Annotated in this window: 13 protein-coding genes and 1 pseudogene; 9 read left to right on the plus strand and 5 right to left on the minus strand. The window is 67.8% G+C overall.

All coding sequences use genetic code 11. The features are described 5' to 3' along the window. Positions 1–202: 202 nt before the first annotated feature. The 3 genes from ACWDR4_RS12915 to ACWDR4_RS12925 form a co-directional block, all read right to left on the minus strand. Positions 203–1,801 carry a transporter gene (locus ACWDR4_RS12915; protein ID WP_450407542.1) on the minus strand — a complete coding sequence of 533 codons (1,599 nt, stop codon included), beginning with the start codon at positions 1,799–1,801 and terminating at the stop codon, positions 203–205. Beyond that, complete coding sequence (locus ACWDR4_RS12920; protein WP_450407544.1) at positions 1,798–2,574, minus strand: ABC transporter ATP-binding protein; 777 nt, start codon at positions 2,572–2,574, stop codon at positions 1,798–1,800. Before ACWDR4_RS12920 ends, ACWDR4_RS12915 begins: the two co-directional genes overlap by 4 nt. A gap of 213 nt (positions 2,575–2,787) precedes the next feature. Continuing rightward, positions 2,788–3,450, minus strand: a complete 663-nt coding sequence (locus ACWDR4_RS12925; protein ID WP_450407547.1) for a bifunctional DNA primase/polymerase — start codon at positions 3,448–3,450, stop codon at positions 2,788–2,790. Between the two features lie 331 nt (positions 3,451–3,781). Between ACWDR4_RS12925 and ACWDR4_RS12930 the strand changes: the two genes are divergently transcribed. Both ACWDR4_RS12930 and ACWDR4_RS12935 read left to right on the plus strand, forming a co-directional pair. Continuing rightward, the gene (locus tag ACWDR4_RS12930) at positions 3,782–5,167 is read left to right on the plus strand and encodes a transcriptional regulator (protein WP_450407550.1); all 1,386 of its coding nucleotides are present in this window, start codon (positions 3,782–3,784) and stop codon (positions 5,165–5,167) included. Positions 5,168–5,297: 130 nt separating this feature from the next. Then, positions 5,298–7,277, plus strand: a complete 1,980-nt coding sequence (locus tag ACWDR4_RS12935; protein ID WP_450407553.1) for a hypothetical protein — start codon at positions 5,298–5,300, stop codon at positions 7,275–7,277. 22 nt (positions 7,278–7,299) lie between these two features. Here the strand turns inward: ACWDR4_RS12935 and ACWDR4_RS12940 are convergent, their stop codons facing one another. Further along, a complete protein-coding gene (locus ACWDR4_RS12940; RefSeq protein WP_450407555.1) occupies positions 7,300–8,631 on the minus strand; it encodes an ABC transporter substrate-binding protein in 1,332 nt (443 codons plus the stop codon). 117 nt (positions 8,632–8,748) lie between these two features. Between ACWDR4_RS12940 and ACWDR4_RS12945 the strand changes: the two genes are divergently transcribed. The 7 genes from ACWDR4_RS12945 (at position 8,749) to ACWDR4_RS12975 (ending at position 24,109) form a co-directional block, all read left to right on the plus strand. After that, on the plus strand, positions 8,749–9,249 hold the full coding sequence (locus ACWDR4_RS12945) for an SCO4402 family protein (protein ID WP_450407558.1): 501 nt from the start codon (positions 8,749–8,751) through the stop codon (positions 9,247–9,249). 79 nt (positions 9,250–9,328) lie between these two features. Further along, positions 9,329–10,210 carry a formyltetrahydrofolate deformylase gene (gene purU, locus ACWDR4_RS12950; RefSeq protein WP_450407561.1) on the plus strand — a complete coding sequence of 294 codons (882 nt, stop codon included), beginning with the start codon at positions 9,329–9,331 and terminating at the stop codon, positions 10,208–10,210. A gap of 92 nt (positions 10,211–10,302) precedes the next feature. Continuing rightward, positions 10,303–11,205 carry an endonuclease/exonuclease/phosphatase family protein gene (locus tag ACWDR4_RS12955; protein ID WP_450407564.1) on the plus strand — a complete coding sequence of 301 codons (903 nt, stop codon included), beginning with the start codon at positions 10,303–10,305 and terminating at the stop codon, positions 11,203–11,205. 76 nt (positions 11,206–11,281) lie between these two features. After that, positions 11,282–11,866, plus strand: coding sequence for a dihydrofolate reductase family protein (locus ACWDR4_RS12960; RefSeq protein ID WP_450407566.1), 585 nt, complete (start codon positions 11,282–11,284; stop codon positions 11,864–11,866). Between the two features lie 58 nt (positions 11,867–11,924). Next, complete coding sequence (locus ACWDR4_RS12965) at positions 11,925–12,485, plus strand: dihydrofolate reductase family protein (RefSeq protein WP_450407568.1); 561 nt, start codon at positions 11,925–11,927, stop codon at positions 12,483–12,485. A gap of 763 nt (positions 12,486–13,248) precedes the next feature. Further along, positions 13,249–17,007, plus strand: a complete 3,759-nt coding sequence (locus ACWDR4_RS12970; protein ID WP_450407571.1) for a LamG domain-containing protein — start codon at positions 13,249–13,251, stop codon at positions 17,005–17,007. A gap of 505 nt (positions 17,008–17,512) precedes the next feature. Then, on the plus strand, positions 17,513–24,109 hold the full coding sequence (locus tag ACWDR4_RS12975) for a polymorphic toxin-type HINT domain-containing protein (protein WP_450407573.1): 6,597 nt from the start codon (positions 17,513–17,515) through the stop codon (positions 24,107–24,109). A 470-nt stretch (positions 24,110–24,579) separates the two neighbouring features. Here the strand turns inward: ACWDR4_RS12975 and ACWDR4_RS12980 are convergent. After that, positions 24,580–24,903: pseudogene (locus ACWDR4_RS12980) on the minus strand (helix-turn-helix domain-containing protein); the annotation flags it as partial. Positions 24,904–24,906 lie beyond the last annotated feature (3 nt).

Below are 24,906 nucleotides of genomic sequence, written 5' to 3' on the forward strand. Positions count from 1 at the left end.
GCTCCCCCCTGCATTTGCGCTCCGCTGGTTGGGCGGGGCGGTGCTTGTCCGTTGTTCGTCTGCGGCGCCCGTCGTGGCTGGTCGCGCCCACGCGGCGGAGCCGCATATGACACAGCCTCGCGCCCCTTTGGGGCGCGCTTTCCCGTCACCCCCCTTCCCTCCCCTCGTTCTGCGTCCCAAACCCCCTGTGCCGTAGGCAAGTTCAGCCTCTGCTGACGGCCGCCAGGATTTCCGGCAGCCGGCCCGCCGTGCGCGGGGCGGCGAGCCGCAGGCCGAGGAGGGTGAGCAGGGCGCCGTAGGCGGCGCCGACCGGCAGCAGCAGCCAGGTCCAACGGTCGCCGCCCGAGGCGACGTTCAGCCAGATCGTGAGGGTGATGACGGGGGCACACAGCAGAGTGGCGCCGACCATGCCGCCGAAAATGGAGACCGTGGCGAGCCCGGACTGCCCGGGGGCGACGTTCTTGTAGCCCTCCTGCGGGATGGAGTACGGGAACCTGGCCGACGACCAGGCCCCGGCCGCCAGCATCGCCCCGAGCAGTGCGAGGGACAGCCCGAGCGCCTCCGGCAGCGCGGCCCAGTCGTCGAGCAACGCGGTGGTGAGAACGACCACGAGGACGGCGTACGGCAGGGTGATCAGCAGCAACGCCAGTGTCCGGCCGCGCAGTTCGACGTACGCGTCCCGGGTGGACGAGATCGTCATCGCGACCATCCAGAAGGCGGAGGTGTCCTGCCCGAACTGGTTGTACATCTGGATGCCGAGCATCCCGGCCATGAAGCAGGCGACGTAGACCGAACCGGTGCCCTGCAACGCGCTGAACACCGGCACGATCACTCCGATCGCGAGCGAAGTCACCCACGCGGCCTTGGTCTTGGGGTCGCGCCACGCGTACCGCAGACTCCGCTCCATCACGGTCCCGGTACGCCCGCCCGGCAACAGCCGCCCCAGCCCGCCGGATCCCCGCTCCCGCGCACCGGAGTGCTCGGCGGCCTGGAGAGTGGATCCGTCGGGAGAGGTCATCAGCCGGGTGAGCGTCCGCGACCACGACCCCACCAGCAGCACCAACGCCCCGACGCTGAGCGCGAGTTGGACGAACGCGACCCCGTACGACCCCTCACTCGCCGAGTCCACGGCCCCGATGGCCGACCCGGGCGGCACCCATGCCAGCACGTTCGCAGCCGGGTCGAGCTGGCCCAGCCCGGCCGAACCGAGCCGCTGCGCACCGAAGCTGACGACCTGTGTGCCGATCGCGACGACCAGCCCGCTGAGTACGGCGAGATCGCGCCCCTTGCGACTGCTCAGCAGCTGGATGTTGGCGGCGGCGACAGCCCGCGAGAGCGCCACACAGACGAGCAGCGCGACCGGGACGGCGACGACCGACACGGCGTACGCCGCCCCGCCGCGCGCCACGGCGATCACCGACCCGACGAGCAGCGACAGCGTGAACAGCGGCCCTATCCCGACGAGCGAGGCCGCGAGCAGCGCCCGGACCAGCGGCTGGGGGCGCAGCGGCAGCATCACCAGCCGGGTCGGGTCGAGGGTCTCGTCCCCGCCGGGAAAGAACAGCGGCATGACGGCCCAGCCCAACGCCATGACCGCGAGGAGCGGGACGGTGACGGACGCGGCGTGCGCGTTGCCGCGCAGGGCGATCAGACCGAGGAGTTGGATCGCGGCGAGCAGCAGCACGCAGACGACGGAGGAGATGTACGCGGCCCGCCGCCCCGCGGACTGCCGCAGCCCGTTGCGCAACAGCGACAGCTTCAGCCGTACGACGACAGGAGTGATGGACCCCGCCGTACTCACCGGGCGCCGCCGCCCAGCCAGTCGAGGTGGGACCCGTGGTCGCGCCCGCCCGCGCCGACGAGTTCGAGGAACGCCTCCTGGAGCGAGGAGGCGTCGCCCCGCACCTCCGCGAGCGGACCGTGCGCCCGGATGCGCCCCGCCGCCATCACCGCGACCCAGTCGCACAGCGACTCGACCAGTTCCATCACATGGGAGGAGAAGACGACGGTGGCGCCGGAGGCCGTGTACCGCTCCAGCACACCCCGGATGATCTGCGCCGACACCGGGTCCACGCCCTCGAACGGCTCGTCGAGGAACAGGACTTCGGGATTGTGGAGGAGAGCGGCGGCGAGGCCGATCTTCTTGCGCATGCCGGTCGAGTAGTCGACGACGAGCTTGTGCCGGGCGCCGGCCAGGTCGAGGACGTCGAGCAGCTGGGCGGCCCGCTTGTCGACCTCGGCACCGGGCAGACCGCGCAACCGCCCCGAGTAGGCGAGGAGTTCACGCCCGGACAGCCGCTCGAAGAGCCGAAGCCCTTCGGGCAGCACCCCGATCCGCGCCTTCACCTCGACGGGGTCCCGCCACACGTCGTGCCCCACGACCTCCACGGTGCCCTGATCGGGCCGCAGCAGCCCGGTCACCATGGAGAGAGTCGTGGTCTTCCCGGCCCCATTGGGCCCGACAAGCCCCACGAACTTCCCCGCAGGCAACTCCAGATCAATCCCAGCAACAGCAACCTGCTGCCCAAACCGCTTCCAGAGCCCCTGCACGCGCACGGCAGCACCATCGACCATGCGAGAGACCCTAGGCGAGACTCCCTGCTTTTTGGCTTCCCGAGGCACGGGAGGCTGTCATCGGGGGACCGCAGGGGGGCCTTTCCCGGCTGCGGGGTGCCTTGTGCCGGGGGCCGAGGGAGGCGCCTTCAGGGGCGCGGGGAACTGCGCGACCAGCCACAACACACCCGCAGCCGCCGCACAACCGCAACCAGGCACCCCGAACCGCGAAGGTTACCGATCCCGCCCACACGCGTAAGCGAGCGGCGAGATCAACTCCTCCGCATCAGGCAGCCACCGATTCGCAGGCGTAGGCCGGCAGGCCCACTGCACAGCCCCCCGAGACCCGTACCGAGTAGGCGGCGCAGCCACATACGCCCCTTCCCCCAGCGCGACCAGGTCGAGAGAAGCCGGCGCCCACCCCAACTTGCGCACCAGATCAGGCACCTTCACAGACGCCCCCGGAAGAACGAAGAACCGCATCCGCCGATCCGGCGTCAACGTCACAGGCCCCAGCGTCAGTTCCATCCGCTCCATACGCGCGAGCGCGAGGAACCCCGCGGTCTCGGGCACATCGATCGCATCGAACGTATGGCCGGTCGGCAGCAGGATCGACGCCGTCGGCTGCTCGGTCCACAGCCGGCGCGCGACGGTCGCACTGCCCGTGGCCTGTGTGATCCAGTCGGGCCGTGTCGGGTGTGCGCCGGGCAGCGCGCACGCGGCGTCGCCGCAGGAGCAGCGCTGCACCCCGTCGACTGCTTCCAGCCACGTACCGGGAAACACGTCCCAGTGGCGCTCTTCGGCGTAACGGACGGCGGTTTCCAAGAGGGATTCGCCGCGTTGCTTCGGGATTTGGGCAGCATCAGGGCCCGCGATGGTCTCTTCCACGATGAACACAACTCTAGTGGGAATCATGAGTTACGCCTGTCACATGCGCGGGGGAGGAGCATCGATTCCGCATCTGGGGCGCATGGATGCATGTGTGGGGGCGCGCAGGAGGATCCGGGGCGGGGCTGGGTAGGCAGGGGAGGGGCTGGCATCCGCCTTTACCCCGGCAATCCTCACAAGCCTCGCATTTTCGGCATGCCTGCGGGGCATTGATCTTCAAGGCCGGATCTTTTCGCCGTACGAGGACGCTGTACGCGGACGAGTACGGGAGGGGTTCCGGGCACGGAAGACACGTCAACTCGGTGCGTGGGCAGGGCACCGCAGCCACAGGGGGTACGCCATGGCCGCAAGGCCTCTCGTCGCGCGGCAGCCGAACGAACGGTTGCAGGCGCTCATCCAGGAAGCGGGCTGCTCGAACGCCGGGCTGGCCCGCCGGGTCAACATGTGCGGCGCGGAGCACGGCCACGATCTGCGGTACGACAAGACGTCCGTGGCCCGTTGGCTGCGCGGACAGCAGCCCCGGGGCCGGGCGCCCGCCATCATCGCCGAGGCCCTCGGCCGCAAACTGGGCCGTACGGTCACGATCGACGAGATCGGCATGGCCAACGGCAAGAACCTCGCCTCGGGCGTCGGGCTCCAGTTCTCCCCGACCGTCCTCGGCGCCATCGAGCAGGTGTGTGAGCTGTGGCGCAGTGACGTGGGCCGGCGCGATTTCCTCTCCGGTTCGTCCGTCGCCGCGTCCGCGCTCGTGGAGCCCAGCCGAGACTGGCTGATCTCGTCCCCGGACTCCCAGGTGGCCCGCCAGGCGGGCCCGCGCGTGGGGCCGTCGGACGTGGCGGCGGTGCGCGCGATGACCCAGGCGCTCACGGACCTCGACCACCAGTACGGCAGCGGGCATGTGCGTCCGGTCGTCGTGCACTACCTCAACAGCGTTGTCTCCGGGCTGCTGGCGGGCTCGTACCGGGAGGCGGTGGGGCGTGACCTCTTCGCCGCCGTCGCACGGTTGACCGAACTCGCAGGGTACATGGCCGTCGACACCGGCCAGCCCGGCCTCGCCCAGCGCTACTACATCCAGGCGCTCCGCCTCGCCCAGGCGGCCGGGGACAGAGGGTACGGAGGGTACGTACTCGCCGCGTCCATGAGCCATCTCGCCGCGCAGCTCGGAAACCCGCGGGAGATCGCGCAGTTGGCGCGGGCGGCGCAGGAGGGGGCGCGTGGGAGGGTCACCCCGCGCGCGGAGGCCATGTTCTACGCGGCGGAGGCCCGCGGGCACGCGTTGATGGGCGACGCGCGGGCGGCCCAGCTGGCATCCGGGCGCGCGGTGAACGCCCTGGACGCGGCCGATCCGGAGTCCGGGGACGACCCGGCGTGGATCGCGCACTTCGACGGGGCCTACCTGGCCGACGAGTTGGCGCACTGCCACCGGGACCTCGGCCAGGCCGAGGCGGCGGCGCGATGCGCGCAGGAGTCGCTGGACGGGCACCCCGAGACACGGGCACGGCGCCGGGCCATCGGCCTTGTGCTGCTGGCCTCGGCACAGGTCCAGCAGCGCGAGGTCGAGGAGGCCTGCCACACGGGTCTGCGCGCGGTGGAACTCCTGGGCACCCTGCGCTCCAACCGGGGCGCCGAGTACCTGGAGGACCTGCAGCTGCGCCTGGAGCCGTACCGCGACGAGCCGGTGGTCCGGGAGTTCGGGGCACGGATGGACCTGCGGGCGGCGGCGTGACGGGAGACACAGCCAGGGGCTGAGCGGCTGGTGGGGCAGTGGTCTGGTCCTGTGCTGCGTGAAAGGGGATTCCGGGGACCCGGTAGCGTTAACCGACGATTCCGAAGGTCCCCCATCAGTAGGAGTCCCGGTGACGCAGAGTGGACAGGGCGAGGAGCCCTCGCCGCGCGTGGCGCGCGAAGGCATCGTGCTGCCCTCCGACGGCGGCGAACCGCTGCTCCCGGGCATGACGGGAGGAAACGCCGGCCGGCCGGTCCCCGCGCAGGCACCGCCCCCGCCCCCGCCGACCCCGACCGGCGGTCAGTCCTGGGGCCAGCCGTGGGGCCCGGACCTGAACCAGCACCAGGGGCAGCCTCAGGGCCCGTACGAGGGGCAATCTCAGGGTCCGTACGAGGGCCAGCCTCAGGGTCAGAACCAGGGTCCGTACGAGGGTCAGCCTCAGGGCCCGTACCAAGGGCAGCCCCAGGCCCAGGGCCAGGGGCAGTCTCCGGCGGCCGGGGGGTGGCCGGTGACGCCCGACGCCCAGCAGCACCAACAGTGGGGCGCCCAGGACCAGTTCCAGCCCCAGCTCCAGCCGCAACCCCAGCACCAGCCCCAACCGCAGCAACAGCCCGAGCAGCAGGCGCCGTCGGCCCCGGCGTGGAACAACGACCCGAGGGCGTCCGGGGATTGGTCCCAGCAGCCCGGCTACGGCGCCCAGCCGACCCCGGGCGCCCCCCTCCCCGTACCGCACGCCCCGCAGGGCGCCGAGGCCGCGCCGCTCCCGCCCGCGGCCGGGGGCGCCCCCATGCCGCAGCACGAGCAGCATCAGCAGCAGCCGTACGGCCAGAACCAGCACCCCGGCGCGTACGGGCCGTACGGTGGCGCCCCGTCCGCCCCGCTGCCCCCCGAGGGCGGTACGGCCGTCCCGTACGCCGCCGCGCCCGGTGCTCCGCTGCCGCCCGCCGACGAGGGCGCGACGCAGTACATACCGCCCGTTCCCGGCACCCCCGGCCCGGTCGTCGACCAGGCCACCCACTACCTCCCGCCGGTCGCGGCGCACACCCCCGCACCCGCACCTCCCGCGCACGTCAACGAGGCGGCGACGCAGTTCCTCCCGCCTGTGGGGCCCGGCGCGCTGCCGCCCGAGACGAACGCCGAGGCGACCACGTTCCTGGGCCGGGTGCCGCAGGAGGCCCCCGCGCATCCGGACGCCCAGGCCACGCAGTACATCCCGCCGGTGCCCGCAGGGCCGTACGGCGCCCCCGACGACCGTCAGCCGCCGTCCGACTTCGACAACCTCTTCCGCAGCGGCCAGGGCGATGCGGCACCGGCCGGCGCCACCCAGCAGCTGCCCCGCATCCAGCCCCAGCAGCCAGGCCCCCCTTACGCCCAGCAGGCTCCGTACGCCGCCCAGCAGCCCTCGTACGGCTTCCCGAACGCCGCGCCGCAGGCGCCCCACGTCCTGGACGACCGGCACGGTGGGGGCGGTGGCGGTGGGGGCAGACGTTCGCGGGTGCCCGTCATCGCGGCCCTCGGGATCGGGATCGCCGTGCTCGGGGTCGGGGCCGGTGCCCTGCTGAGCGGCGGCGGGGACAGTGACGAGGACGCGGGCAACAAGACCGTCGCGGCGACCTCGGCCGCACCGGAGGAGTCCGGGTCACCGGCCGCCGACCCGGCCGAGGCGCAGGCCGTCGAGCTGGACAAGCTGCTCGCCGACAGCAACAACAGCCGCGACGCGGTGATCAAGGCCGTGGCGGATGTCAAGTCCTGTACCAACCTCGGCCAGGCGGCCTCGGACCTGCGCGGCGCGGCCCAGCAGCGCGGCGAACTGGTCACCCGGCTCGCGGCGCTCCCCGTCGACAAGCTCCCGAACCACGCCGCGCTGACCGCCGCCCTCACCAAGGCGTGGCAGGCCTCCCAGTCGGCCGACAACCACTACGCGGCCTGGGCCGACCAGGTGGCCGCCAAGAACGGCTGCAAGAAGGGCCAGGCCCGTACGACGGGCCAGACCCAGAACGGCAACAAGCAGAGCGGGATCGCCACCACGCAGAAGGCCAGGGCGGCCGAGCTGTGGAACTCGATCGCGAAGTCGTACGGCCTGACGGAACGCCAGTCCACCCAGCTCTGATCGCCCTCGGCGAGTCCGCTGGTCAGCCGTCCGCCGCGTTCTCCAGCAGCTTCGTCGTGTTGACGAAGCCCTTGCGGGCGGCGACGAGGCGGCCGTCGCGGACGACCTGGAGGGTCACCTGCGCGTTGACCAGGCGCGGGAAGCCGACCACCGACAGCAGGTCCTGGAAGCGCCAGCGCAGGGTCGGGGTGAGGCCGCCGGTGCTGACCTGTAGGCCGTCGTCGAGGGCCCGCCGGACGGTGGTCGAGGAGACCTCGCCGTCCAGCGACTCGACGACCGCCTTCAGGACGGTGTACGCGATCCAGGTGGTCTGCACGCCCGCGTCCTGCGGGTCGATGCGGTTGTCGTCGAACGCCTCTTCGCTGATGACCTTCTTCATGTCGTCCCAGCGGGCGTCACTGGCCACCGGGTACCAGCCTGTGATGTACGAGTCCTCGTACGGGCCCGACCTGCCGCCGTTCGCGTTGATCACGGTCTGGTCGACGCTGCCGAGCACGGTGGCGGTGCGGACGTCCGGGTAGTCCGCGCGGTCGCGCCGGAAGGAGTCCATGAAGGTGTTGGTCCGGTCCCCGAGCGCCGGCACCACACACCCCTCCTTCTCGCCGTCACCCTCGCCCTCTGTGTCTGTTGTGTCCGTTGTATCTGTTTCCGTCGTCCGTTCGAGGGCGCGCTTCGTCTGCGTTCCGTACTCGGTGGCGTCCTCGGCGGCCAACTGGTCCAGCGCCTGGGCGTGCCCGCCGGCCTTCAGGCCGGAGTCGAGGAGCTGGGGCAGCTGGTCGCCGGCGATGGTGTCGGGGCGGACCAGGGCGACGGGACCGCAGACGGCGGCGAGTTCCTTGCCGAGACCGGCCAGGAGGGCGGGCGAGCCGCCGTTGACCGGGTAGGACATCGGGTTGGTGAACTCGTCGTTGGTGACGCCGTAGCCGCCTATGTACGGGATTCCGGCGGAGGCCAGCGGGCCCAGGAAGTCGTCGCCGAACTGGCTGTAGGAGCCGACGACCGCGACGACGTCCTCGTCGGCCGCCCGCCGGGCGCACTTCGCGGCGGCCACCCGGTCGTTGTGGTCGTTGCAGGTCAGGACCTTGAGCTTGCGCCCGTTCAGACCGCCCTGGGAGTTGACCCAGCGGGCGTACGCCTGTGCCATGGCCGGCATGCCGGGCTTGTTGGTCGCGCTGGTGTCCTCCGGCGCCCAGGTCATGACGGTGATGCCGCCGCTCCCCGCCCCGTCCGAGGTGCCGGGGATGACCCCGCAGCCGGCGGCGAGCGCGGCGCACACGGCCAGCGCGCTCAGTCTGAAGGGGGTGCGGAGGGTGGTGGTACGGAAGGTGCTGCGGGTGCGTCGCCTGCCGGTCATGGGCATGCACGATTCCGTCACATGGCCAACCCGGGTGTGACCCTCGGTCAATATCCGGTGACGCGGAGGTGAATTACGGGGGCTGTTGTTCTCGTTTTCACAGGGAACGTACGATCGATGACCGTGCAAGGTTCGGAAGACTCTTCCCGTCGCGGCCGTCGCTCCTCCACCATGGGCGGCATGCCACTCAACGACATGCCGTGGTGGCGCTGGCGCAGCAATGTGCGCTCCGCGCTGCACATGCTCTCCGACCCGGTGTTCCAGCGAGACGTCTGGCTCGCCGGCGTCGACGGATACGGGGACGTCACCGACGCCGTGTACCGCCTGGTCGAGGACACCTGGCTGGACAGCTGGTCCGCCGAGAAATACGTCGGCACGATCTTCCGGGACTCCCAGGAAGCCGCCCTCGTAGACACCGCCGTACTCCGCGTCCTGCGGATCATGCACCAGGTCGGCCCGGACGCCCGGGTCTCGGCCTACCTCGACCACGCCGGCTGGCCGGAGGCGGTCCGGGCGGCCCGGGACGCCCACGTACGCCTGTCGGCGAGCGACGGCGAGGAACCGGACGTCCCGCCGCGCACGCTGGAGGTACTGCGGATACTGACGCGCTCGGCGTAGGAGTCGGTGGTTCCGTCGGGCTGTTCCGGGTGGCGGACGGGAGTCGGCCGGTCGGGGCGGATATGGGACCCTGTCCGGCATGAACGAGCAGTCCAGCCAGGCAACGGCTCCCGCCGAGCAGTACGTCCTCACCCTCTCCTGCCCCGACAAGCAGGGCATCGTGCACGCCGTGTCGAGCTATCTCTTCATGACCGGCTGCAACATCGAGGACAGCCAGCAGTTCGGCGACCACGACACGGGACTGTTCTTCATGCGCGTCCACTTCTCGGCGGAGGCGCCGGTGACGGTGGAGAAGCTGCGGGCGGGTTTCGCGGCGATCGGCGACGCCTTCCACATGGAGTGGCAGATCCACCGGGCCGAGGACCGTATGCGGGTCGTCCTGATGGTCAGCAAGTTCGGCCACTGCCTGAACGACCTCCTCTTCCGCGCCCGGATCGGCGCGCTGCCGGTGGACATCGCGGCGGTCGTCTCCAACCACACGGACTTCGCCGAACTGGTCGCCTCGTACGACGTCCCCTTCGTCCACATCCCGGTGACGAAGGACACAAAGGCGGAGGCGGAGGCGCGGCTGCTGGAGCTGGTCCGTGCGGAGGACGTGGAGCTGGTGGTCCTGGCCCGCTACATGCAGGTCCTGTCGGACGACCTGTGCAAGGCCCTGAGCGGCCGGATCATCAACATCCACCACTCCTTCCTCCCGAGCTTCAAGGGCGCGAAGCCGTACCACCAGGCGCACGCCCGGGGCGTGAAGCTGATCGGCGCCACGGCCCACTACGTCACCGCCGACCTGGACGAGGGCCCGATCATCGAGCAGGAGGTCGAGCGAGTCGCCCACGACGTCACGCCCGACCAACTGGTGGCCATCGGCCGCGATGTGGAGTGCCAGGCGCTGGCACGGGCGGTGAAGTGGCACGGGGAGCGCCGGATTCTGCTGAACGGTCGGCGGACGGTGGTGTTCGCGTAGAGCCGGTGCGGTGGTTACGGCGATCGCAGTGGTTGCGGTGGTTGCGGTGGGGCAAGGACGCCAAAGGCCGGTCGTCCTGGACACGCGGACGGGTGCTCGCGTCGCTGGCCGTACTGACGTCTGCCCTGCTGGCCTTCCCCTCGGCCGTGCCCAACGCCATCGGCAACATGGGCAGCCTGCTGGAGGCATTCCTCCCCTGGCTGGGCCTGACGATCCCCGTGCTGCTGCTTCTGGCCCTGCTGCGCCGCTCGACCACGGCGCTGGTGGCTTTGCTGCTCCCGGCGGCCGTCTGGACGTACCTCTTCGGCGGGATGGTCTTTCCCGGAGAGGGCGGCACACCTGACATCACGGCGGTCCAGCACAACGTCAGCGACGAGAACACCGATCCGGTGGGCACGGCGGAGACGTTGATCGAGGCCGGCCCGGAGCTGATCGCGCTGGAGGAGCTGACCCCGTCCGCGCTGCCGCTCTACGAGGGAGCCCTGGCCCCCGCCTACCCCCACCACGCGGTCGAAGGCACGGTCGGCCTCTGGTCGAAGTACCCGCTGACAGACGTACGGCTGCTGGACATCAGGCCGGAGGGGATCGGCGAGGGCTGGAACCGCGGGTTGCGGGCGGGAGCGCGTACGCCGTGGGGCGAGATCGCCGTGTACGTGGCCCACCTGCCCTCGGTCCGCATCGGGCCGACCGGCTTCGCGTCCGACCACCGGGACGAGAGCGCGGGCCTGCTGGGTGAGGCCCTCGCCGCCGAGAAGACGGCGAAGGTGATCCTGCTGGGCGACTTCAACGGCACGCTGGACGACCGAGGCCTGACCCCGGTCACCTCGCGGACGGAGTTGTCGGAGCGACGCTTCGCGTTCAGCTGGCCTGCGGCCTTCCCGGTCTCGCGGATCGACCACGTCATGGCGCGTGCGGCGACGGTCACCGATGTCCGCACCCTGCCGGCCACGGGCAGCGACCACCTTCCGATTGTCGCGGGCATCCGACTCGCCTGACGGCGAGCGATGAGTTCCGCCGTCGCCGCCAGTCTGTATCTCCGACACGCGATCAACTGCCCTTGAGGAGAGCATCGTGACCGTGACCTACACGTTCGACGTCTTTTCCAGCCTCGACGGCTTCGGCGCCGCCGGTGGCGACTGGACCGGCTACTGGGGCAAGCAGGGTCCGGAGCTTCTCGACCACCGTCTCGCCCTGTACGACGAGGAGCAGCGGATGGTTTTCGGGGCCAACACGTATCGGGCGTTCGCGGGGATGCTGGCCGTGAGTGCCGAGGATTCCGAGGTGCGTGACCCATGGGTCACCCGGATGGTGAACCTCCCGGCAACGGTGGTGTCGACCACGCTGGAAGGCCCCCTCGACTGGCCGGACGCGACCGTCGTGAGCGGCGATGCCGTGGATGTCGTCGCCCGGCTCAAGAAGGAGTCCGAGGTGCCGTTGCGCTCGCACGGCAGCCTGTCGATGAACCGGGCGCTGATGGCCGCAGGTCTGGTCGACCGGGTCCAGGTGACGCTCTTCCCGGTGATCACCGGTCGGACCGGGCTGGACCCGATCTTCCAGGGCGCTGCCGACTTCGACCTCGAACTGATCGAGCACCGGACGCTCGACGACCACATCCAGGAACTGGTCTACCGGCCTGCTCTGCATCCGGCCCGGTGAGGTTGTGTCAACGACCGTCGGCCGTACTGTCGAACCCGTTGACCGAGGAGGTCCTCTGATGCGCAGCGTGACCTATTCGATGAGCGTTTCACTTGACGGCTACATCGTCGGGCCGGACGGCGGCTTCGACTGGGCGATGCCCGACGAGGTCTTCCGCTTCTGGATCGACGAGATCCGAGACGTCGGCGTCCACCTGATGGGACGACGGCTGTACGAGACGATGCTGTACTGGGAGACCGCCGACCAGGATCCCTCGCTCGGCGAGGCGGAACTCGAGTGGATCGCGCTCTGGAACCCGCTCCCGAAGGTGGTGTTCTCGACCACGCTGTCGGAGGTGCAGGGACATGCCCGTCTGGCCTCCGGCAGCGTCGCGGAGGAGATCGAGCGGTTGCGGGCCGAGCCGGGGGAGGGCGAGATCGCGATCGGCGGGGCGACTCTCGCCGCGGAGGCTGCCGCGGCGGGTCTGATCGACGAGTACCGGACCATGGTCTACCCGGTCCTGGTCGGCGGCGGCATTCCGTACTTTCCCCGGCACGAGCGCCGGGTGGACCTCGAACTCGTCGAGACCCGCACCTTCAGCTCGAGGGTTGTCTACCTCCGCCACCGGGTGGCGCGTTAGCTGTCTTGTCCGCCGAGTCCTGGGGAGGACGGGCCGGTTGGTGACGTCTTCTATCGAAGATCACGTCCGGTGTCAGTTGAGGACGTGGGCGGTGCGGGTGATGTCGCCGATTCGCCGTGGGCTGAGGGCGACATGGTGCAGGGTGCGCCAGGTTGTTCGAGTTCGGCGGTGGTGCGTTCGCCCAGGGCTCAGACGTTTCTGATCAGGGAGTTCGTTGCGCGGGTGTCGGCGTGCAGGGCCTGCTCGGACTGGCCCTTGGGGCGGTGGCCAGGGACCCGGATACCGATGGCCGCACCGATACAGTCCTTGTCCGCCCAGGGTTGGCATTCCCTCGGCGGCTGCCTTGTGCCGCGTGGGTAGCGCATGGCTGCGGGCGGCGTTGATATCTGGGGTGGCGTGAGTGGTTTCCGGCCAGTCCCGTCGAAACCGCTCTGTGTGGCGCCGGGCGCTTCTGATCGATACCTGGTGATCCAACTGCCCGGTTTCTAAGGGAAGTTCGACGTCAGATGCGTCGAGGCGGCGTATGGGAACCACCGCCGGTTCGAGCGATCACGTTTGAGGTGCCCGGGTGGTTCGACGGGGTGATCTGACAGCTCTCGCTAATCGAACATTCGATCGAGTTGGCTTGTTATTTGCCTTGTGTGCCCCTGGTGGCACGTGTTGTGATCTAACGGATTCGCTACAAGCTGCAAGTGCGACTATATGCGGTCAAGTTGCGCATCGCCGGTAAATTGCTGTCCAGTTTTGTGAAGCGGGGGGCGTTGTGGGGTCGGAGGCGGCGTTTCGTCACGTCGGCGTACGTGCAAGACGTATGCGTAAGTCGTTTGCTCTTGTTGTGACAGCGGCCGTGCTCGCGGGTCTCCCCGCGCCGGTCGCTTTTGCTGTTCCCACTGCGGCGAGTGCGGACTCGTCCTCGGGGGCTTCCACAGATGCTGGCTCCGAAAACGCCACCTCGGAGGCCAGGGCAGCTGCCGAGGAGGCGGCCGATACCGGTGAGCGGGTGGAAATCCTCGGGAAGCGCACCGAGTATGCGACGACGTTCGCGAATCCGGATGGCGTGACCTTTTCGCTGAGCCAGTCTGCGGTTCCGGTGCGAGTCGAACAGCCGGACGGCTCGTGGGCCGAGCCGGACGCGACGCTGGAGCGGCGGGCCGACGGCTCGATCGGCCCGAAGGCGGCCGTGGCGGAGGTGTCGTTCTCCGCCGGGGGTGACGGCGCCGGTCTTGTGACGGTGGCCGAAGGCAAGCGGTCGTTGATGGTGGGCTGGCCGGGGGAACTGCCCGAGCCAGTGCTGGACGGTGCGTCAGCGGTGTACGCGGATGTGCTGCCCGGAGTGGATCTGAGGATGACGGCGACCACTGAGGGCTACCGCCAGGTGCTGGTGGTCAAGACAGCCGAAGCGGCGGCCAGTGATGAACTGGAGAAGCTGGACTTTCCTGTCGAGGCGCAAGGGCTGACGCTGCGCGGCGGTGTCGGCGGCGGCCTCAACGCACTCGACGAGAACGGCAACGCGGTGTTCCGCACGCCCGCCGCGCGTCAGTGGGACTCTGCCGGTGACGCAGCGGAATCCGGGACCACCACCATGTCGCTCACCGCTTCGGACTCGACCGGCGTGGCGAACGACGCTCCCGTTCACGACGGTGATTTCACTTCCGATCCCGCAGAAGGCCCCAGCGACGGGGATGCTTCCGTCGTCCTGCCGGTCACCGCGGACACCGACTCGATCACAGTCGTGCCGGACGCCGAACTGCTGACCGGCGCGGGCACGGTCTACCCGCTCTACATCGACCCGGATGTTTCCTGGGGAGAGTCGGAGCGGACGCTGTTGTCGTCGGACGGCGACACCTTCTACAACTTCTCCGGCGGCGACGACGGCGAGGGCGTCGGCTACTGCGGGACGTACGTGACGGGCGGCATCGGCTACTACTGCGGCTCGGGTTACAAGCAGCGGATGTACTTCGAGTTCGCGCCGAACCAGCTGCGCGGCAAGCGTGTGCTGGACGCCACGTTTCGGGTGACCGAGCGCTGGTCGATGTCGTGTGAGAAGACGGTCGTCGACCTTGTCCGCACGCCGAACATCTCGTCCTCGACCAAGTGGCCCGGCCCGACCAGCAATTGGGACAAGCTCGGAGACCGTACCGTCGCTGCGGGCCGTGGGACGGCGTGCACTCCGAGTCAGCCCGATGCGCCCGTTGAGTTCAACGACGACCCGGATCAGAGCTACGAGAACCTCACCAACACGGTGAAGGTCTTCGCGGCCGGCGGTTTCTCCCGCCTGACTTTGATGTTGAAGGCGCACGACGAGGGCGACCCCAACGGCTGGAAGAGGTTCGACGACGACGCGACGCTGGACGTGGACTATGTCGGTGTTCCCGCGCCGCCGACCAGCCCCGGTGTGCTCTCCGGGGATGTGACCTCCTGTGAGACGGACGCCGGCGACCCGGACCTGTTGTCGGACACCAAGCCGATGTTCTCCGCCGTTGTTCAGACCGCGGCGGGAGGTGAGGCCGATGCCAGCTTGCGGGCTCATTTCTACGTGCAGAAGAAGGTGGATGCCGACTCGTGGGATGTGGTCACCGAGCCCGTGAGGCCGATCGAGGGATATCGCGCTGACGGAGCGACGGTGAAGGACGAGTCACCGATCGCCTTCTCTGAGAACAGCCTTTATCGCATGGCTGTGTTCACCCGCTCGTATTACAGCGGTGCCAGTTATGTGCAGTCGTCCAGCACGGTGACGACCAAGGGTTGGTGCTACTTCAAGGTCGACCTGCTGTCCCCCCGGGCTCCGGTGATCACGCTTGGCGGGCCGTACTCGGTGTGTTCCGCCAACCTCTGCGACCCGGCCGGAGGGCCGGGAGTCAAAGGCAATTTCACCTTCTCTCCGGCGTCCGTGGACACCAACAGTGTTGTGGGTTACGTCTACAAGCTGGCCTCCTCCACGTCCTGGTCGGCATTGATACCCGGCCAGACGGTCACCAGGCAGATCGCCCCGGACCTGTCCGGCACACAGGTGCTTGAAGTCCGGGCGAAGGACGATGTGGACAGCGGACGTCTGGGGTTGACCGCAAGGGTGAAGTTCAACGTCAAGGAACGCCCGGGGGCAACTGGGCGTTGGCATTTCGACGACAGTGCCCCGGGTTCGGACGGGACGACCGCCGCGGATACCGCCACGACCGAGGGGACGCGACACCCAGCGACCCTCTACACCACCGGCGCTGGCTGGTCCTCGTTGGCCCGACGGGGTGAGGGCGACCGCTCGCTGTGGCTGAACGCCACCAACGACACTACTCGGCACGCCGGTTACGCGGTGACTGGTAGTGCGCCGGTCAACACCCAGTCCTCGTTCACGGTTTCGGCCTGGGCGAATCTCAGGAACAGTTCCGACTACCGGACCGTCCTGTCGCAGACCGGTAGTGACAAGTCGGGGTTCTCCCTCTACTACTCGGCAGGCATAGGGAAATGGGTGTTCCTCTGGAGCTGGGCCGACAAGGACAAGGTCCGGCAGGCAGTGGGAGCGGAAGCCGACGTGGAGGGCGTGACGCTCAACGCGTGGACCCATCTGGCGGGTGTGTACAACGCTGAGGACGCCACGATCCAGCTCTACGTGAATGGCCGCCCACAGGGCAGCCCGGTCGTCCTCCCGGCCGGTGCGGAAACGCAGGTGTTCGACGGGCCCATGCAGTTCGGCCGCGCCGCCTATAAGCCAGGTACGTACCAGGACTACTGGCAGGGGCGAGTCGACGAGGTCGCCGTCTTCCAGCAAGCCCTGCGCCCCGTGGACGTTGCCGAGGAGGCCCGGTTGCTGAACTCTGACAACACGTCGACCGCCACCGAACTAGTTGCTGACTGGAACCCGGAGCAGGCGAGCGGCACCACGCTGGCCGACACCCTAAGCGGATATGAAGGCCGTACTTTGACTCTGTCCGGTGGCGCCTCACTGAACGGCGAGGCAATCGTCCTGGACGGTACGAACGGCGCGGCGACCGTCTCCGGTCCGGTCGTCGACGACACCGGCTCCTTCACCGTGACCACAGAGGTGGAACTGGACAAGAAAGCACTGGACACCAAGGCCATTGGCTACACCGCGCAGGTCATCGGGCAGCGCAACGCCGACGGTTCCGCGTGGGGGCTGTGGTACAAGCTGACGGGTACGACGACCACGATCGATGACGACGGCAACGAACAGCAAGTTCCCGTCGGCTATTGGTACTTCGGCAGACTTGAAGCCAACGGTGACTTCTCCGCAGTTCAGTCGGACGCCGCTGCCGTGGTGGACGGACGGGCCCAACTTACCGGGGTCCACAACGCCGAGGCCGGAAAGATCGCCCTCTACCTCGACTCGACCCAGAACGGCACGGACAAGGTCTATGCGGCGGTGCTGGGCACGGGCGAACTCGCCGTCGGCAAGGGCTATGTAGACAGTGACTGGAGCCACTACCTGCCCGGGCAGATCTCACGCATCCGGATCTGGGCGGGCGCGGCAGCGAACGGGAGCCAGGTGGACACCATGACCAGCAGCTGACGGCCACAGCAGTGGCGCAGCAACTGAGGTCAGTTCTCCTTCTCTTCCTTTTCCTTCCTTCCTTGGTTCCTGGTGGGGGTTTGTCGTGAATACCGGTACCAGAGTGGTCCGTTGGATACGTGATAGACGAGCTGCTGTCGCGGCGACGTTGGTGCTCGCGTTGACGGTCCCCGTCAACGCGCTGCCCACGGCGCAGGCAGTCGGCGCAACTACGAGCGGAGGCCTGGGTGCGCCCGATGTACCCGCGCAACGCGACAGCGACGTCCGCGCTGTCTCGGGCCTTGGTGCGAAGAAGGCGCGTGCGACAGTTGCCCAGGACAGAGCGGAAAACGCAGCTCAAGCGCGCCGCGCTGCTGCCGAGCAGCAGGTGAGTTGGCCGAAGCCCGCCAAGGTGACGATCACTCTCCCCGGCTCTCGCACCGGCAGTGTCTCTGTCAGGACAGGTGGCCTTCCGGTCACGATCACTTCGGAGGCCGCCTCCAAGACCGCTGCTGGTGAGGCCGCAGTGCGGGTACTGGACCGTGAGATCACCGAGGCTGCCGGAGTGAAGGGTGTGCTGTTGACCGTGGCAGCCGCCGAAGCAGGCCGGGCCAAGGTCAGCGTCGACTACTCGGCGTTCGCCTCCGCATACGGTGGCGGCTGGTCAGGCCGGCTTGGGCTGCTGCGGCTGCCCGCCTGCGTACTGACCACACCGGAGAAGGCCGCCTGCCGGACGAAGACGCCGCTGGCCTCGCACAACGACGTCTCCGGACAGTCGGTCACAGCTGACGTCCCGTTGGCGTCGTCGGACTCGTCCACGGCCACCGTGCTGGCTCTGGCCGCCACCGCGAGCGCGTCCGCGTCAGGCTCCGGCAACTACTCGGCGACTCCGCTCTCTTCGTCCTCAGCCTGGGAGGCCGGCGGCTCGTCCGGCGCGTTCACCTGGTCATACGGGCTCGACACTCCCCCTGCGGCGGCGGGGCCCTCCCCATCGATCTCGTTGTCGTACGACTCCGGAAGCATCGACGGCCGTACCGCTTCCACGAACAACCAGACGACCCAGGTCGGTGAGGGCTTCGACATCTCCTCGTCGTCCTACATCGAGCGGTCCTACGGTTCCTGCGATGAGGACGGCCAGACAGACAAGGCCGATCTGTGCTGGAAGTACGAGAATGCTTCGCTGGTCCTGAACGGGAAGTCCAGCGAACTGGTCAAGGACGACACCACGGGTGCGTGGCGGCTGAAGGACGACGACGCGTCCATCGTGACGCGGTCCACAGACGGTGACAACGAAGACAACAGCGGCGAGTACTGGACCGTAGTCACCGGCGACGGCGCCAAGTACGTCTTCGGACTCAACAAACTCCCGGGCGCAGGCACAGAGCGCACCAACTCGGTGTGGACGGTTCCGGTCTACGGTGACGACTCCGGAGAACCCGGCTACGACCAAGGGAGTTCCTTCTCCGGGCGGTCCGTGACACAGGCCTGGCGCTGGAACCTGGACTACGTCGAGGACCTGCACGGCAACGCCATGTCGTACTGGTACACGCCGGAGACGAACTCCTACGCCAAGAACGGGGCATCCACCGCGACGACCGAGTACACGCGAGGTGGCTATCTAAACAAGATCCTCTACGGCCAGCGCGCGAACGCCCTTTTCACCGGGGTCAGTTCGGGCAAGGTCACATTCACCTACGCAGAGCGTTGCACGGCCTCCGACTGCTCGGAACTCAAGGACTCCACCTCCGACAACTGGCCTGACGTCCCCTTCGACTCGATCTGCAAGAAGGACGCCGACTGTGACGCGGTGTCGCCGTTCTTCTTCACCCGCAAGCGTCTGACCCAGATCGACACCCATGCCTGGTCGGCGACAGCCGGTGCGTTCACCGAAGTGGACACCTGGAAGCTGGAACAGATGTTCCTGGACGGAGGAGATCTCGTCGACGACACCTCCGACCAGTCCCTCGCGCTGCAGAGCATCAGGCACACCGGCAGGAACGGCACGGCCATCACGCTGCCTCCGGTGACGTTCACCTACCAGATGCGTGAGAACCGGGTCGACGCGACCGACAACATCCTGCCCCTGACCCGCCCTCGCATCTCGACCGTGGCTTCCGAGACCGGGGCGATCACCGACGTCACCCTCTCCGAGCCCGAGTGCGTGCGGGGCTCCAACATGCCCACCGCCGCCGACGAGAACACCAAATCCTGCTATCCCCAGTACTGGCACATCAACGGCGCCGAAGAAGCCTCAATCGACTGGTTTCACAAGTACCGCGTCCTCGCGGTCGTCACCTCCGACCCCACCGGCCGGAACGTCGACATGGAGCACGCCTACTCCTACTCGGCCCCCGCCTGGCACTACGACGAGAACCCGATGGTGCCGTCCGAAGAGCGCACCTGGTCCGTCTGGCGAGGCTATGGGAAGGTGACTACCACCAAGGGTGTGGGCAGCGGCCAGTCCAAGACGGTTTCGGTCTACTTGCAGGGCATGCACGGCGACCGTCTGCTGGCCTCGGACGGCACGCTGGACGCCACCGCCCGGCGCTCCGTGACCGTCGACGGGGTCGACTTCAGCGGTCTTGACGTCCCCGACCAGACGGACAGCGATCCCTTCGCAGGCTTCCTGCGGGAGCAGATCACTTACAACGGATCGACTCCCGTCTCCGTCGCGGTCAACGATCCTTGGTCGCAGCGGACAGCCAACCAGCACAAGTCGTACGCCGACACCGAGTCCTACTACGTCCGCACCGCCAAGTCCTCCACCCACACCTATCTCACCGCGTCGTCGAGCTGGCGCACCCGCGCGGTCTCGACCACGTTCGACGAGTACGGCATGGCGGCCACCACCAACGACGTGGGAGACACCGCCAAGTCCGGCGACGAGACCTGCGCCCGCACCTGGTACGCACGCAACACGGACACCGATCCCGACACCGGCCTGTCCATCGGCATCACAAGCCTGATCTCCCGAGTCCGCGCCGTCGGCCGACCCTGCTCGGTGGCCGAGACGTCGCTGTCACTGCCCGCCAACGCGGCCTCACGCGGCGACGTGCTCTCGGACACCGCGACCGTCTACGACAACACCAGCGCCGCCGCCTGGAGCGCCTCGCAGACACCGACCCTGGGCAACGCCTCCTGGACCGGACGGGCCTCTGCGTACCCGGTCTCGGCGACCAGTGGCGAGCGGCACCCCACGTCCTGGCAGACGGTCACCAAGACCGGCACGTACGACTCCCTCGGCCGTTCCCTCAGCGTGACGGACGCGGCGGGCAACACGACCAGCACGGCCTATACCCCCACCGATACGGGTCCGTTGACCAGGACGGCGACCACCAACGCCAAGACACAGAAGTCTTACGCCTACTTCGACCCGGCCCGCGGCTCGACGACCAAGACGTACGACGTCAACACGAAGCTGACGGAGACGGCGTACGACGCGCTCGGGCGGGCGACCGCCGTCTGGCTGCCGAACCGATCGCGGACCAGCCCCCAGACGGCCAACTACGTCTTCGGCTACTCCGTCAGTAACACAGCCGCCCCGTGGACCTCGATGGGCACCCTCAAGGCGGACGGCGAAACCTACAACACGACCTACTCAATCTACGACTCGCTGCTGCGCCCTCTCCAGACCCAGTCCCCGACCCCGCAGGGCGGACGACTGCTCACGGAAACCCGGTACGACAACCGGGGTCTGGCCGCCGAGACCTTCGCCGACCTCTTCGACCAGGACGCGACCCCCTCGGGTGCCTTCGCCCGTTCTTCGAACGGCGAGGCAGCCCAGGAGACCGCGACCACCTACGACGGGGCAGAGCGAGCCACCACGAGCATTCTTTACACGGCGGGTGCCAAGCGCTGGACGACCAGTATCAGCTACACCGGGGACTCCGTAGCCACCACTGCTCCGGCCGGCGGCTCCGCGACCCGCGTGATCACCGATGCCTTGGGCCGGACCACCGAGCGGCGCGAGTACTCCGGCACCTCACCGGCCGACGCCGCCTACGGTGCCGGAACGGGGGCCTCGTACACCGCCACCGCCTCCGACTACACCCGCGACGGCAAGCTGTCCACAGTCACAGGTCCGGACAACGCTCTCTGGTCGTACGACTACGACCTGTACGGCAGGGAAACGTCCGCCACCGACCCGGACACGGGCACGAGCACCACGGGCTATACCGACCTCGACCAGGTCTCGTGGACCAAGGACGCGGAGGGCCGCGTCGTCATCTCCGGCTACGACGTGCTCGGCCGGATCACCGGCACCTGGAGCGCTCCGTCCACGGCCGACCTGACGTCCACGACCGAGGAAAAGGTCGCCGCGAACCAGCTCACCGCCCACACCTACGACACCCTGTTCAAGGGGCAACCCGACACCGCGGTCCGCTACGTCGGCGGCAGCAGCAGTTCGGGTAGGGCTTACACCAGCAAGGTCACCGCCTACGACGCCCTGTATCGCGCCACTGGCACGCAGCTCATCCTGTCGGACAAAGACGAACTGGTGAAGGAAGCTGCGGTTCCGTCCGCCACACTCGACTTCTCCACGGCCTACAACATCGACGGCACCCAGCAGTACACCAAGGAACCGGCCGTGGGCGGCCTTGCCGCCGAGCAGATCGGGACCAAGTACAACGGCCTTGGGCTGCCCGTCAGCATGTCGTCCGGAACAACGGGATACCTGCTGGGTGCGAGTTACACGGCCATCGGTGAAGTCACGCAGCTGGCGCTGGGCGTCTCCGAAGCCACGGGCACCAAGAAGGCGTACATCACCAACACCTTCGAAGAAGGCACCGGACGCATCACTCAGTCCGCGGTCACCGACCAGACGCACGCCTACTCACTCCAGGAACTCAACTACAGCTACGACGACGCGGGCAACGTCACCTCGATCTTCGACCCCACCACACTGGGCGGCACCAGCAAGGCCGACTACCAGTGCTTCAACTACGACGGCCATCGCCGCCTCACCGAGGCCTGGACCCCCGCGGCAGCCGACTGCTCCCCCACAGGCCGCACCACTGGGAACCTCAACGGGGCCTCTCCGTACTGGACTTCGTACAAGTACACCGACACGGGTCTGCGCACCGACGCGACGAAGCGGACCTCCAGCGCTACGACGGCGGAGACCTACTGCTACGACTCCGACCGTCCTCACACGATGGCCGCCACCATCACCACCGGCACCGGCACCTGCACCAGTGCACAGGACGAGTACGCCTACGACGCGACAGGCAACACCACAACTCGCCCCGACGGTACCGCTACCCAGATGCTGACGTGGGACAACGAGGGCAAGCTCGCTACCCTGGCCGAGACCGGCACGAACGCCGCCGACGGCACTGCCAACTACCTTTACGACGCCAACGGCGACCTGCTCATCCGCCGCAACCTCCAGGGTGAGACTGTCCTCTACCTCGGTGCCACGGAGGTTCACTACAACGCGGACACCGACAAGACCTGGGCCCAGCGCTACTACTCGGCAGCCGGTTCCACCGTCGCGCTGCGCACCAATGAGTCCGGCACGGACACTCTGACGTGGCTCGCCGGCGACCACCACGGCACCTCGACGCTGGCCCTCGCCTCCACCGACCAGGCCGTGACGAAGCGGTACTTCACACCGTTCGGCGAAAAACGGGAAGGCGGAACCGGCAACTGGTCGGACGACAAGTCCTTCCTCGGTATGACAGTGGACGACGAGACAGGGCTGACCCACGTAGGCGCCCGCGAGTACGATCCGTCGACCGGCCGCTTCATCAGCGTGGACCCGGTGCTCGTTCTGGACCAGCACCAGTCACTCAACGGCTACAGCTACGCGGGCAACAACCCCACCAGCTACTCCGACCCGACGGGCCTCTGCTTCGCAGACGTGTGCGGGATCGGTACTCCCAAGGGGGATGGCTCGGGCGAGATCATCGAGGACGGCCCCATCGACCCGGGGAACCCGGGCGGTGGCTCCTGCCACAACGGCTCGTGCAGCAGTGGTACGGCGGCTTCCAGCGGTGGTAGTGGCGATGACGGTGGCAGTCTTCTTGGGTGTGGGTGTGGCCTTGCCGGCCCTGCTCTCGGCAGTGGTCCTTTCTACAACCCCATCCTGAGTGACCCGGCACTGAAGAACTGGACCAACACGACGCCGGTCATAGACCCGGTGGCCAAGGAAGTAGCCATCGCGGGGTGCGGTTGGGTTCCTGTCCTCGGGGCCGGTTGCGACCTGTATGACCTCAAACGTTCATGGAAGGACGGTGACGCGGTCGGGGTTGTCACTGGGCTCATCGGCTTCCTGCCGGGGGGTGACGTTGCCAAACTGCCCAAGCAAGCGGACAACATCGCTGATGCCGCGAAGGCGGCTAAGGCCGCGAAGAACGCCTGCAAGTGCTTTCTGGCCGGCACCGACGTCCTCATGGCCGATGGCACGACCGAGGACATCGAAGACATCGAACTCGGTGACGTGGTCCAGGCGACCGACCCGGAAACCGGGGAGACCGGCCCGCGTGAGGTCACCCGTCTCATCGTCACCGAAGACGACAAGCACTTCAACGAACTGTCGATCGCCACGCAAGACGGTATCGAAAAGCTGACAGCGACCCATGAACACCCGTTCTGGTCATCGTCGGCGAACGAGTGGGTCAAGGCTGGCAACCTCACTCAGGGAATGACTCTGCTCACGGATGATGGCGGCACTGTCATTGTCACGGGCAACCGGGCCTACACGCAGCATGCCACCACGTACAACCTGACTGTCGATGACCTGCACACGTACTATGTGTTGGCGGGCGACACACCGGTTTTGGTCCATAACTCGGATGGACTTTGCGGCGTGGGTAATTTCCGCGGGGGTGACACCTTCTATCATTCGATGCCGACCGATAAGGGAGATGTGGAAATGCTGGCGGGTGTGAAGATCGACGGGACTAAGCTGCATCTCTCTGACGTGGCTGTGTATGGAACCGGGGATATGTCGCGCGGTGCTCTCGATTCCTCGGCGGTCCTAAGGGAACTGAGGACGATGATTGCTCCAGCAGCCGCTCAACAAGGGTTCACGGAACTTCGAATCACCGCAGTAAGATTGAGCGGAAATGTTGGGCACCAGGTAGACATGACGCTTAACTTGAGCAGATACGCCAAATGAAGGGGGCATCCATGGTCAGGCCTCGCGATATCGAGGATGTGCTGGAGAGGGAAGTTGGGCTTGTCGAAAACGGCAAGTCGGTCAATTCCGTCCTAGTTGATCTTCGTGCTCAAGGGTTCAGTGTAATTGATTGCGTCAGAGTGGTGATGGCATTGCAGTCATGCGCACTTCCTGACGCCAAGAGGATCGTGCACAATTCTGCAGCATGGGCGGATTTGCGGGGGGCTCACGATGCTGCGCACGCGGAGCTTGCAAGGCGGGCGTCGGAGGAGATTGAGTGACTTGCGGAGGTCCCATCAGAATTCGTTCTGGTGGGGCTTCCGTGGGTTTGACGGCAACGTGGTGGCGAGGGCTGGTTGGGCGAGTGCTGCTACGGTAATAGCTCGGACCATGGGGATTTTTTGATTTGCGGGCCGGAATGCCACCGGGATGGGCTGGTGATTCTCGATGTAACCGCCTGCTGAATTCTTGCTCGATCTAACTGGACTTGCGCCACCCGGGCAGAGTGCATGCGTCAGGAATCGTCTTCGGCTTCGCGCTCTTTGTCGATAGCCGTTGAGAAGCGCGCCCAGTTCGGCGAAGGCGTCGGGTTGGCCCACCCCTTCGGCCCAGGCCCGTAGGTCTTCGGTGGTCGCGGTCTGGCGGCCGTTCTCCAGTTTGTAGATCTTGGAGTGCGGCCAGCCGAGTCGTTGGGCGAGGTCGGTGCCGGTGAGCCGGCCTCCGGGTGCCGAGAGCCGTAGTTCTCGGAGACGCACTCCGAGGGTTTCCCGGGCCTGCTGAAAGTCTGTGCTCACCGG

The sequence above is a fragment of the Streptomyces sp. NPDC000878 genome (genome assembly GCF_053599695.1).